Origin of the sequence: Streptomyces sp. NPDC056160, assembly GCF_042268205.1 — a bacterium.
In the GTDB taxonomy this organism is placed as follows: Bacteria; Actinomycetota; Actinomycetes; order Streptomycetales; family Streptomycetaceae; genus Streptomyces.
In genome coordinates this window covers 66,490-78,926 of sequence record NZ_JBHJUW010000016.1, presented here as the reverse complement: position 1 = coordinate 78,926, position 12,437 = coordinate 66,490, and the positions used below count along the sequence as shown (strand labels likewise).

Below are 12,437 nucleotides of genomic sequence, written 5' to 3'. Positions count from 1 at the left end.
GCCGGCACTGACAGCGGGGTCCGACCTGGGCGTTCGCCGGTGGAGCGGCAGGGCCTGGCTATAGCGAGGCCCACCGCATCACCGTGGGCTGCGACCGGAAAGGTTCACCGGCCGGCAAACCTTTCCGGCCGCAGCACTAGGAGGACCGGGCGGGCAGATAGGGCGCCGTCGAGGCCAGTTCCAGGTCCGAGGGGAGCAGGGAGCCCACCCAGCAGTCCCGTCGTACGCCCTTGTTGTCGAGCGCCGAGCGGAGGGTGCCCTCGACGGTGAACCCCGCGCGTTCGGCCACCGCGCGGGAGGCCGTGTTGCCGACCTCGGCCCGCCACTCCAGCCGGTCCACGGCGAGCTGGGTGAAGGCCCAGCGGGCCACGGCACGGGACGCCTCGGTGACGTAGCCGTGGCCGCGGTGCTCCTTGGTGCCCCAGAAGCCGATCTCGGCCTCGCTCGGGGAGCGCCGGGTGATCCCCAGCACGCCCACGAGGTCGTCCGGGGGTTCGGGGAGGAAGAGCCCGAAGGTGAACATCGAGCCGTCGGCCCAGCCGTCGGGCACCATCTGCTCGGTGAAGCCGCGCGCGTGCTCGTACAGATACGGGGAGGGAATCGTGGTCCAGCGCTGGATGTCGGGGTCCTGCGCGGCGGCGTACACGGCGTCGGTGTCCTTCGGGCCGAGGGTGCGCAGGACGAGGCGGCCGGTGGTGAGCGTCACGGGTTCCATCGGCCGATTCTGCTCAAAGACCGCGCGCGACGCCATGGTGTTTCCCCGTGCGTGAGCATGCGGTCACGATTCGCGCAATTCCCGGGGAGAACGCGGCACCATCCGCGCCCCCCGTCCGTTGTCCCCTTTGAAGGCGACGCGAAGCGCAGTGCGAGGAGTGCCCTCGCGGCAGGCACTCCCGGCTGGGCGGGGTCCTCGCATACGATGGCCGTTGCTCAGTCAAGTCAGATGGAACCCCGACCGTCCCAGGCCCGACCGGCAAGGAGACCAACCCCCGTGTCCGTCCTCTCGAAGATCATGCGTGCAGGCGAAGGCAAGATCCTGCGCAAGCTGCACCGCATCGCGGGCCAGGTCAACTCCATCGAAGAGGACTTCGTCGACCTCTCCGACGCCGAGCTGCGGGCCCTCACCGATGAGTACAAGCAGCGGTACGCCGATGGCGAGAGCCTGGACGACCTGCTGCCCGAGGCGTTCGCCACCGTTCGCGAGGCGGCCAAGCGCGTCCTGGGCCAGCGGCACTACGACGTGCAGCTGATGGGTGGCGCCGCCCTGCACATGGGGTACGTCGCCGAGATGAAGACCGGTGAGGGCAAGACGCTCGTCGGCACCCTGCCCGCCTACCTCAACGCGCTCTCCGGAGACGGCGTCCACATCGTCACGGTCAACGACTACCTGGCCGAGCGCGACTCCGAGATGATGGGCCGCGTCCACAAGTTCCTGGGCCTGGACGTCGGCTGCATCCTCGCCAACATGACCCCGGCCCAGCGCCGCGAGCAGTACGGCTGCGACATCACCTACGGCACGAACAACGAGTTCGGGTTCGACTACCTGCGCGACAACATGGCCTGGTCGAAGGACGAACTGGTCCAGCGCGGCCACAACTTCGCCATCGTCGACGAGGTCGACTCCATCCTGGTCGACGAGGCCCGTACGCCGCTGATCATCTCCGGTCCCGCCGACCAGGCCACCAAGTGGTACGGCGACTTCGCCAAGCTGGTCACCCGCCTGAAGAAGGGCGAGGCCGGCAACCCGCTCAAGGGTCTGGAGGAGACCGGCGACTACGACGTCGACGAGAAGAAGCGCACGGTCGCCATCCACGAGGCCGGCGTCTCCAAGGTCGAGGACTGGCTGGGTATCGACAACCTCTACGAGTCGGTGAACACCCCGCTCGTCGGTTACCTGAACAACGCCATCAAGGCGAAGGAACTGTTCAAGAAGGACAAGGACTACGTCGTCATCGACGGCGAGGTCATGATCGTCGACGAGCACACCGGCCGTATCCTCGCCGGCCGCCGCTACAACGAGGGCATGCACCAGGCGATCGAGGCGAAGGAAGGGGTGGACATCAAGGACGAGAACCAGACGCTCGCCACGATCACCCTGCAGAACTTCTTCCGCCTCTACAACAAGCTCTCCGGCATGACCGGTACGGCGATGACCGAGGCCGCCGAGTTCCACCAGATCTACAAGCTCGGCGTGGTCCCGATCCCGACCAACAGGCCGATGGTCCGCATGGACCAGTCGGACCTGATCTACCGCACCGAGATCGCCAAGTTCGAGGCGGTCGTCGACGACATCGCGGAGAAGCACGAGAAGGGCCAGCCGATCCTGGTCGGCACCACCTCGGTCGAGAAGTCCGAGTACCTCTCGCAGCAGCTCAGCAAGCGCGGCATCCAGCACGAGGTGCTCAACGCCAAGCACCACGAGCGCGAGGCGTCGATCGTCGCCCAGGCCGGCCGCAAGGGCGCCGTGACGGTCGCGACGAACATGGCCGGCCGTGGTACGGACATCAAGCTCGGCGGCAACCCCGAGGACCTCGCCGAGGCGGAGCTGCGCCAGCGCGGCCTCGACCCCGAGGAGCACATCGAGGAGTGGGCGGCGGCCCTGCCCACCGCCCTGGAGAAGGCCGAGCAGGCCGTCAAGGCGGAGAAGGACGAGGTCGAGAAGCTCGGCGGCCTCTACGTGCTGGGCACCGAGCGGCACGAGTCGCGCCGGATCGACAACCAGCTGCGCGGCCGCAGCGGCCGTCAGGGCGACCCGGGCGAGTCCCGCTTCTACCTCTCGCTGGGCGACGACCTGATGCGCCTGTTCAAGGCCCAGATGGTCGAGCGCGTGATGTCCATGGCCAACGTCCCGGACGACGTGCCCATCGAGAACAAGATGGTCACCCGCGCGATCGCCTCCGCCCAGTCGCAGGTCGAGCAGCAGAACTTCGAGACCCGTAAGAACGTCCTGAAGTACGACGAGGTCCTCAACCGCCAGCGCGAGGTCATCTACGGCGAGCGCCGCCGCGTCCTGGAGGGCGAGGACCTGCACGAGCAGGTGCAGCACTTCATGGACGACACCATCGACGCCTACGTCCAGGCGGAGACCGCCGAAGGCTTCCCGGAGGACTGGGACCTCGACCGGCTGTGGGGCGCCTTCAAGCAGCTCTACCCGGTGAAGGTCACCGTCGAGGAGCTGGAGGAGGCGGCCGGGGACCGCGCGGGTCTGACGGCCGAGTTCATCGGCGACTCCATCAAGGACGACATCCGCGAGCAGTACGAGGCGCGTGAGACGCAGCTCGGCTCCGAGATCATGCGTGAGCTGGAGCGCCGGGTGGTCCTCTCCGTGCTCGACCGCAAGTGGCGCGAGCACCTCTACGAGATGGACTACCTCCAGGAGGGCATCGGCCTGCGCGCGATGGCGCAGAAGGACCCGCTGGTCGAGTACCAGCGCGAGGGCTTCGACATGTTCTCCGCGATGATGGACGGCATCAAGGAGGAGTCCGTCGGCTACCTGTTCAACCTGGAGGTCCAGGTCGAGCAGCAGGTCGAGGAGGTCCCCGTCGAGGAAGAGGCGCCGTCCCTGGAGAAGGCGCCGCAGGACGCGGTGCCCGCGCAGGCGGGTGCGCGTCCGGAGATCCGCGCGAAGGGCCTGGACGCGCCGCAGCGGCGTGACCTGCACTTCTCGGCGCCGACCGTGGACGGGGAGGGCGGTGTCGTCGAGGGCGAGTTCGCCAGCGACGACGAGCCGGTGCGGTCCGAGTCCGACGGCCTCACGCGCGCGGAGCGCCGCAAGCAGGCGAAGGGCGGCCGCCGCCGCAAGAAGTGACACCGGCTCCGCGTGAGCCGGAGCCGAACGAAGGGCCGGGCGCCGACTGGTGCCCGGCCCTTCGGCATGCCCCGCCCAGGAGTCCCGCCCAGGGGCTCCGTCGAGGCCCCTGGCGAGGGGCAGGGCGGCCCCTGGGCCGGTCCTGTGCGCGGAGGGGCCGGGCAGGCCGCTGGGTGGCCCGAGACCGGGCTCTCTCACTCCTGCCTGAGGCCGGAGCCGCGGGGGAGGCCCAGTTCCACCGCGGTGCAGCGCCAGCGCCGGTCCCGGCCCCGTTCGAGGCGGAAGGCCATGGCACGCAGTTGGCGGCCGGCGCCGATGCGGGCGAAGACCTCCAGGGCGCCGGGGTGGGGCTCGTAGTAGCCGATGTCGCGGACCACGGGCCGGGCGCCGCGGGCCCGCAGGGGGCCTCGTTCGGCGAGGCGGACCAGTTCGTCGTAGGCCTGGCCCGCGGTGTGCCGGAGCATCCAGTGGACGGGCCGCTGGCCGCTCAGCACGGCGAGGAGCCGGTCGGCGAAGAGGTCGGTGGTGGCTGGGTCGGTGGTGGCCGGAGGGGCGACGGAAGCGGTTGCGGGAGTGGCGGCGACGGCTGGGGCGGTGGCGACGGCTGGGGCGGTGGCGACGGCCGCGGCGGTGCGCTGAGCGGCGCCCGGACCCTCGATGCCACTCCGGCTCTGGATGCCCCCCTGGCCGTCGATGCTGCCGCTCCGGCGCTGGACGCCACCCTGGCCCTCGATGCCGCCCCGGCCCCCGATGCCGCCCAGTTCTGCGGTGCCGTGCGGGACGGAGGCCGTCGTGCGGGGGTGGCCGGGCGCGGTGGGCGGGCGGTTGTCCGCGGGGCCGGTGCGGGCGGGCCCGGTGCCCCGGGGGGAGCCCGGCGGGCGGCCGTCGTTCGCGGTACGTGCCGGGCTCCCGCCCGGGGTGCGCGGCGGGGCGCCGCCGGGGCGGCGGGCGTCGCGGCGGCCGGGCGGGCGGGTGCCGGGGCGGCGCTGCGCCCTGGTCATGACCTTGTTCATGCGTCCCCGTTCTCGGTGTGGTCTGGCATGCGCCGTGGACGTGCGGGCCGCCGGTCGTGCGGGCCCGCTGTACCGAGCAGTAACTTCCTGCTGGGGATCTTGTACGGGACGCGGTTCGGCGGAGGCAAGGAAGGTCCCGTCCGGGTCGGTGGCCGACGGGATTCACCTATCCGGGTGGCACGGGAAGGTCGCGCCCCTGGAATTCCGGGGCGCAACAGGGGTGCACCGGGTGAACCGCGGGGCGTGCGGTGGACGCGTGGGCAGGCGCGGCCGGGGACACGAAAGGGGACCCCCGCACGTATCCTGAAGGCCGTCCGGGTGGTCTCTCCAGGGTCTCCCGGCGCCCCGCGGAGCCCTCCCGACCACGAAAGCGGCCAGCCATGCGCGTCTACGTCCCCCTGACCCTCCCCGGGCTCGCCGAGGCCTACGCGGCGGGGGAGCTGGGGGCACCGGCACAGCCGCTCGTCGCCTACGCCGTCACACCCGCGCTGCGCGAGTGGTACCTCTCCGACGACCTGGAGGAACTGGAGTACGCCGCGCTCAACCGGGCCGCCCTGGCCTCGCTGCGGCTGCTGGCCATGGACCCGGGCGCACCGCGCCGCCGGACCGTGGTGGCCGTGGACGTCCCCGACGGCGCGGTGAGCGGCGACCCGGACCGGGGCCTGGACCCCGCCGCGCTCGGTGAGGTCCGGGTGAACGGGGCCGTCCCGCTGGCCGAGGCGGCGGCGGTGCACATCGACGCGGACGACGCGGAGGCGGACGTGACGGCGGCGGCGCAGGCCCTGGGGGCGGCGGACACCGGCGACGACGACGCGCAGTTCGTCGTCGACGGTGCTGAGGACCACGAGCTGCTGTGGTTCGCCACGCAGGAGATCCCGAACCTGGTCGGGCCGGGCGACGGCGGCTCCTGACCCGGTCCGGTTGTCAGTGGCGGCGGGTAGGTTCTCCGGTATGGGGATGCAGTCAGGTGCGCACATCGTCTGGGACTGGAACGGCACGCTGTTCCACGACAACGACGCGATCATCGGCGCGACGAACGCGGCCTTCGCCGAACTCGGCATGGAGCCGATCACGCTGGAGCGGTACCGCGCGCTGTACTGCGTACCGGTGCCGAAGTTCTACGAGCGGCTGATGGGGCGGCTGCCCACGGACGCCGAGTGGCGGCTGATGGACGACGCCTTCCACCGGCACTACAGCGTGCACCGGAGTCGCTGCGGGCTCACCGAGGGTGCGGTGGAACTGCTGACGGGATGGACGTCGGCCGGGCACAGCCAGTCGATCCTCAGCATGTACGGCCACGAGGAGCTGGTCCCGCTGGTGCGGGGGTTCGGGATAGAGACGCACTTCCTGCGCGTCGACGGGCGCAGGGGGCCCTCCGGTGGCAGCAAGGCCGAGCACATGGTGCGGCACCTGGGCGCCCTGGCCGAGACAGTCGACCCCGCGCGCACGGTGGTGATAGGCGACGCGGCCGACGACGCGCTGGCCGCGCGGCACGCGGGGGCGCGTGCGGTGCTGTACGCCGGGGGGTCGCACAGCCGGGCCAGTCTGGAGGGGGCCGGCGCTCCGGTGGTGGACACGCTCCGGGACGCGGTCACCGAGGCGCAGCGCCTCGCCACGGCGGCGTGACGCGGTCGCCGGCGGGCTCTTGGCGGCGCCGGGCCGCGTGACGCGGCAGGGCAGGCCGGCCCGCAGGGTCGTGGGACAGCCGTGACGCCGTCCCCGTTGCCGGGTGCAGCTGCCGGCCGCCCCGGACCTCGCCCGTGTCGCGTGGCAACCGCCGGACAACCCGGGACCTTGCCCGTGTCGCGTGGCAGCCACCGGGCAGCCCAGGACGTCGCCCTCGGCGCGTGACAGTCGCCGGCGCCCCCTTGGCAGCCTCACTGCCGCCGTGCGGTGGCGGCCGGACGACCCAGGCCTCGCCCCGACCTCCGTGACAGTCGCCAGCACCCCCTGGCAGCCTCGCCGTCGCCGTGCGGTGGCGGCCGGACCGCCCGCGCGGCCTCGCCCCGGCCTCCGTGGCAGCCGCTGCACGCCTCGCGGCCTCGCCACGGTCGCGTGACAGCCGACAGGCCTCCGTGCCCCTGTGCAGAACGTCAAAGTTCCACCCCCGGTTTTGTACACATACGGCTCATGACGGGGCACCCGTGAAGAGCGATAGCCTGGTGGCGTGATCAGCGCGATAGTTCGCGGGGGCGCTCTCGCCTCCGCTCTGCGCCCGGTGTGCACGGACCACATCCGTGACCGGGCGGCGGTCGCTGGTCCTCGCGGGCGGGACGGGGTCGCCGCGACCCCCAGGTCCTCCTGGATGCCGGGCCGGTTCCCGGCGGCGCCACCGAGAGCAGTGTCACACCCCTCGGATGCGTCGAAGATGGCCGATATCCCCCCGCTCCTCTCACCTCACGGCATAGCGTCGGTAAGGGCCGGACACCCCGGACCGGGACGTCACGCCGAAAGGGCGGAGACCGTACTTCCTTCAACGTCACGCAACGGCGCGCGACAGGAGCCAGAGGACAATGCAGACCAAGCTGGACGAAGCCAAGGCCGAGTTGCTCGAAAGGGCCGTTCGGGTAGCTGAGAACAGTCCGGCCGGGGGGCACCTCCCCGCCGGAATGGCGGGCGAGGGAACCCCGGACCGGGACTCCGTACTCGCCTTCCTCCAGCGCTACTACCTGCACACCGCCCCGGAGGACCTTGCCGACCGTGACCCGGTCGACGTCTTCGGAGCCGCCTTCTCGCACTACCGGCTGGCCGAGAACCGCCCGCAGGGCACGGCCAACGTACGGGTGCACACCCCGACCGTCGAGGAGAACGGCTGGACCTGCAGCCACTCCGTCGTCGAGGTCGTCACCGACGACATGCCCTTCCTCGTGGACTCGGTCACCAACGAGCTGACCCGGCAGGGGCGCGGCATCCACGTCGTGGTCCACCCGCAGTTCGTCGTCCGCCGCGACCTGACCGGCAAGCTCCTGGAAGTGCTGCCCGCCGCGCCCGCCGGTGCGGCGCTGCCGCACGACGCGCACGTCGAGTCCTGGATCCACGTCGAGGTCGACCGCGAGACCGACCGGTCCGACCTCAAGCAGATCACCGCCGACCTGCTGCGCGTGCTCTCCGACGTCCGTGAGGCCGTCGAGGACTGGGAGAAGATGCGCGACGCGGCTTCCCGCATCGCCGAGAGCCTGCCCGGCGAGCCGGTCCCCGCCGACCTGCCCGGGCCGCAGGTCGAGGAGGCGCGCGAGCTGCTGCGCTGGCTCTCCTCCGACCACTTCACCTTCCTCGGCTACCGCGAGTACCAGCTGCGGGACGACGACACGCTGGCGGCCGTCCCCGGTACCGGTCTCGGCATACTGCGATCGGACCCGCAGCACGCCGGCGAGGACGCCCACCCGGTCAGCCCGTCCTTCGAGCGGCTGCCCGCCGACGCCCGCGCCAAGGCCCGCGAGCACAAGCTGCTCGTGCTGACCAAGGCGAACAGCCGGGCCACCGTGCACCGGCCGTCGTACCTGGACTACATCGGCGTCAAGAAGTTCAACGACAAGGGCGAGGTGGTCGGCGAGCGCCGCTTCCTCGGCCTGTTCTCGTCCGCCGCGTACACCGAGTCGGTGCGCCGGGTCCCGGTCGTGCGCCGCAAGGTCGAGGAGGTGCTGGCCCTCGCCGGGTTCTCGCCCAACAGCCACGACGGGCGCGACCTGCTCCAGATCCTGGAGACCTACCCGCGCGACGAGCTGTTCCAGACCCCGGCCGCCGAGCTGCAGGCGATCGCCACCTCGGTGCTGTACCTCCAGGAGCGCCGCCGGCTGCGCCTGTACCTGCGCCAGGACGAGTACGGCCGCTACTACTCGGCGCTCGTCTACCTGCCGCGCGACCGCTACACCACGGGTGTGCGCCTGCGGATCATCGACATCCTGAAGGAGGAGCTGGGCGGCACCAGCGTCGACTTCACGGCCTGGAACACCGAATCGATCCTCTCCCGGCTGCACTTCGTCGTCCGCGTCCCGCAGGGCACCGAGCTGCCCGAGCTGTCCGACGCCGACAAGGAGCGCATCGAGGCCCGCCTGGTGGAGGCCGCCCGTTCCTGGGCCGACGCCTTCTCCGAGGCGCTCACCGCCGAACTGGGCGAGGAGCGCGCCGCCGAGCTGCTGCGCCACTACGCCGCCGCGTTCCCCGAGGGCTACAAGGCCGACCACACCCCGCGCGCCGCGGTCGCCGACCTGGTCAACCTGGAGCAGCTCGACGAGGACAAGAAGTTCGCGCTCAGCCTGTACGAGCCGGTGGGCGCCGCCCCCGAGGAGCGCCGTTTCAAGATCTACCAGAAGGGCGGCTCGGTCTCCCTCTCGCAGGTGCTGCCGGTGCTCAGCCGGCTCGGCGTGGAGGTCACCGACGAGCGGCCCTACGAGCTGCGCTGCGCGGACCGTACGACGGCGTGGATCTACGACTTCGGCCTGCGCATGCCCAAGGCGGTCACCGGCGGCGGTGACTACCTCGCCGACGACGCCCGTGAGCGGTTCCAGGACGCCTTCGCCGCCGCCTGGACCGGCAAGGCCGAGAACGACGGGTTCAACGCGCTGGTGCTGAGCGCCGGGCTGGGCTGGCGCCAGGCCATGGTGCTGCGCGCCTACGCCAAGTACCTGCGCCAGGCGGGCTCCACCTTCAGCCAGGACTACATGGAGGACACCCTCCGAAACAACGTCCACACCACGCGCCTGCTCGTCTCCCTGTTCGAGGCGCGGATGGCGCCCGAGCGCCAGCGCGCCGGCCACGAGCTGGTCGACGCCCTGCTCGAAGAGGTGGACGCGGCCCTGGACCAGGTGGCCTCGCTGGACGAGGACCGGATCCTGCGCTCCTTCCTCACGGTCGTCAAGGCGACCCTGCGCACCAACTTCTTCCAGGAGGCCGCGGCCGGCCAGCCGCACGACTACGTCTCCATGAAGTTCGACCCGCAGGCCATCCCCGACCTGCCGGCGCCGCGCCCGGCGTACGAGATCTGGGTGTACTCGCCGCGTGTGGAAGGCGTGCACCTGCGCTTCGGCAAGGTCGCCCGGGGCGGCCTGCGCTGGTCCGACCGGCGTGAGGACTTCCGCACCGAGATCCTGGGCCTGGTCAAGGCCCAGATGGTGAAGAACACGGTCATCGTGCCGGTCGGCGCCAAGGGCGGCTTCGTCGCCAAGCAGCTGCCCGACCCGGGCGTGGACCGGGACGCCTGGCTGGCCGAGGGCATCGCCAGCTACAAGACGTTCATCTCGGCGCTGCTCGACATCACCGACAACATGGTCGCGGGCGAGGTCGTGCCGCCGCGGGACGTGGTGCGCCACGACGGCGACGACACCTACCTCGTGGTCGCCGCCGACAAGGGCACGGCGACGTTCTCGGACATCGCCAACGAGGTCGCCGAGTCGTACGACTTCTGGCTCGGCGACGCGTTCGCCTCCGGCGGCTCCGCGGGCTACGACCACAAGGGCATGGGCATCACCGCCCGCGGCGCCTGGGAGTCGGTCAAGCGGCACTTCCGCGAGCTGGACGTCGACACCCAGTCGCAGGACTTCACGGTCGTCGGCATCGGCGACATGTCCGGCGACGTGTTCGGCAACGGCATGCTGCTCAGCGAGCACATCCGGCTGGTCGCCGCCTTCGACCACCGGCACATCTTCATCGACCCGAACCCGGACGCGGCCACCGGCTACGCCGAGCGGCGCCGCCTGTTCGACCTGCCGCGCTCCAGCTGGGCCGACTACGACACCGAGCTGCTGTCGGCGGGCGGTGGGATCTTCCCGCGCAACCTGAAGTCCATCCCGGTCAACGCGCACGTCCGCGAGGCCCTGGGCATCGAGTCCGGTGTCACCAAGCTGACCCCGGCCGACCTGATGCGGGCCATCCTCCAGGCCCCGGTGGACCTGCTGTGGAACGGCGGCATCGGCACGTACGTCAAGGCGTCCACCGAGTCGAACGGCGACGTCGGCGACAAGGCCAACGACGCCATCCGCGTCGACGGCCGGGACCTGCGGGTCCGCGTCGTCGGCGAGGGCGGCAACCTGGGCTGCACCCAGCTGGGCCGGATCGAGTTCGCGCAGGCCGGCGGCCGGGTCAACACCGACGCCATCGACAACAGCGCGGGTGTGGACACCTCCGACCACGAGGTCAACATCAAGGTCCTGCTCAACGGGCTGGTCACGGACGGCGACATGACCGTCAAGCAGCGCAACAAGCTGCTCGCCCAGATGACGGACGAGGTCGGCGCGCTGGTGCTGCGCAACAACTACGCGCAGAACACGGCGATCGCCAACGCCCTGGCCCAGTCCAAGGACATGGTCCACGCCCAGCAGCGCTTCATGAAGCACCTGGTGCGCGAGGGGCACCTGGACCGGGCGCTGGAGTTCCTGCCCACCGACCGCCAGATCCGGGAGCGGCTCAACGCGGGACACGGCCTGACCGGGCCCGAGACGGCCGTCCTGCTGGCGTACACGAAGATCACGGTCGCCGAGGAGCTGCTGCACACCTCGCTGCCGGACGACCCGTACCTGCGCGGGCTGCTGCACGCCTACTTCCCGACCCAGCTGCGCCGGCAGTTCGGGGAGCAGATCGACAACCACCCGCTGAACCGCGAGATCACCACGACCGTCCTGGTCAACGACACGGTCAACACCGGCGGCACCACCTACCTGCACCGGCTGCGGGAGGAGACCGGGGCGTCGCTGGAGGAGATCGTCCGGGCACAGACCGTGGCCCGCGCGATCTTCCGCTCGGCCCCGGTGTGGGACGCGGTGGAGGCGCTGGACAACACGGTCGAGGCCGACGTCCAGACCCGGATCCGGCTGCACTCGCGCCGCCTGGTCGAGCGCGGCACGCGCTGGCTGCTGAACAACCGGCCGCAGCCGCTCCAGCTCGGCGAGACGGTGGAGTTCTTCTCCGAGCGGGTCGAGCAGGTGTGGGCCCAGCTGCCCAAGCTGCTCAAGGGCGCGGACCTGGAGTGGTACCAGCAGGTCTACGACGAGCTGTCCGAGGCCGGTGTCCCGGACGAACTGGCCACGCGCGTGGCCGGGTTCTCCTCGGCCTTCCCGGCGCTCGACATCGTCTCGGTGGCCGACCGCATGGGCAAGGACCCGATGGACGTCGCCGAGGTGTACTACGACCTGGCCGACCGCCTCGCCATCACCCAGCTGATGGACCGCATCATCGAGCTGCCGCGCGCCGACCGCTGGCAGTCCATGGCGCGCGCGGCGATCCGCGAGGACCTGTACGCGGCGCACGCGGCCCTGACCGCGGACGTCCTCGCCGTGGGCAACGGCACCTCCACGCCTGAGCAGCGTTTCGAGGTGTGGGACCAGAAGAACGCGGCGATCCTCTCCCGGGCCCGCACCACGCTGGAGGAGATCCGCGGTTCGGACGCGTTCGACCTGGCCAACCTGTCGGTGGCCATGCGGACGATGCGGACGCTGCTGCGCACGCACTCGTAGCGCACGGCGCAGTGAAGGAGGGCGTTCCGGGCCGCCAAAGGCCCGGGGCGCCCTCCTCCTCATTTCTTGTCGATGTTTAGGAAACGACGCACGGTAAATTTACCTTTTCCTGTTATTCGAGATCATTCGGATAAAGTGGCGCGCGTGACTGTGCACCTCGCCGGGGAC

6 protein-coding genes are annotated in these 12,437 nt (G+C 71.1%); 4 read left to right on the top strand and 2 right to left on the bottom strand.

What is annotated here, in order from left to right:
• Positions 1-136 precede the first annotated feature (136 nt).
• On the bottom strand, positions 137-715 hold the full coding sequence (locus ACFC02_RS08690) for a GNAT family N-acetyltransferase (protein ID WP_376354108.1): 579 nt from the start codon (positions 713-715) through the stop codon (positions 137-139).
• 276 nt (positions 716-991) lie between these two features.
• Between ACFC02_RS08690 and secA the strand changes: the two genes are divergently transcribed.
• Positions 992-3,808 (top strand): preprotein translocase subunit SecA, encoded by a 2,817-nt coding sequence (secA, locus tag ACFC02_RS08685; protein ID WP_376354105.1) that lies wholly within the window; start codon positions 992-994, stop codon positions 3,806-3,808.
• Positions 3,809-4,002: 194 nt separating this feature from the next.
• Here the strand turns inward: secA and ACFC02_RS08680 are convergent, their stop codons facing one another.
• Positions 4,003-4,821: an Rv3235 family protein gene (locus tag ACFC02_RS08680; RefSeq protein WP_376354103.1), complete on the bottom strand. Its 819-nt coding sequence runs from the start codon at positions 4,819-4,821 to the stop codon at positions 4,003-4,005.
• Between the two features lie 380 nt (positions 4,822-5,201).
• Here ACFC02_RS08680 and ACFC02_RS08675 point away from each other — a divergent pair, with 380 nt between their 5' ends.
• From ACFC02_RS08675 to ACFC02_RS08665, 3 genes are all read left to right on the top strand, one after another.
• Positions 5,202-5,732, top strand: a complete 531-nt coding sequence (locus ACFC02_RS08675) for a DUF6912 family protein (RefSeq protein ID WP_376354101.1) — start codon at positions 5,202-5,204, stop codon at positions 5,730-5,732.
• Positions 5,733-5,772: 40 nt separating this feature from the next.
• Positions 5,773-6,447, top strand: coding sequence for an HAD family hydrolase (locus tag ACFC02_RS08670; RefSeq protein WP_376354098.1), 675 nt, complete (start codon positions 5,773-5,775; stop codon positions 6,445-6,447).
• Between the two features lie 887 nt (positions 6,448-7,334).
• The gene (locus ACFC02_RS08665; protein WP_376354096.1) at positions 7,335-12,269 is read left to right on the top strand and encodes an NAD-glutamate dehydrogenase; all 4,935 of its coding nucleotides are present in this window, start codon (positions 7,335-7,337) and stop codon (positions 12,267-12,269) included.
• Positions 12,270-12,437 lie beyond the last annotated feature (168 nt).

Excerpts from the sequence above, each read along its gene's own strand:
- ACFC02_RS08690 (WP_376354108.1), bottom strand. The coding sequence starts at position 715 with ATGGAACCCGTGACGCTCACCACCGGCCGCCTCGTCCTGCGCACCCTC.
- ACFC02_RS08665 (WP_376354096.1), top strand. The coding sequence starts at position 7,335 with ATGCAGACCAAGCTGGACGAAGCCAAGGCCGAGTTGCTCGAAAGGGCC.
- ACFC02_RS08680 (WP_376354103.1), bottom strand. The coding sequence starts at position 4,821 with ATGAACAAGGTCATGACCAGGGCGCAGCGCCGCCCCGGCACCCGCCCG.
- ACFC02_RS08670 (WP_376354098.1), top strand. The coding sequence starts at position 5,773 with ATGGGGATGCAGTCAGGTGCGCACATCGTCTGGGACTGGAACGGCACG.
- ACFC02_RS08675 (WP_376354101.1), top strand. The coding sequence starts at position 5,202 with ATGCGCGTCTACGTCCCCCTGACCCTCCCCGGGCTCGCCGAGGCCTAC.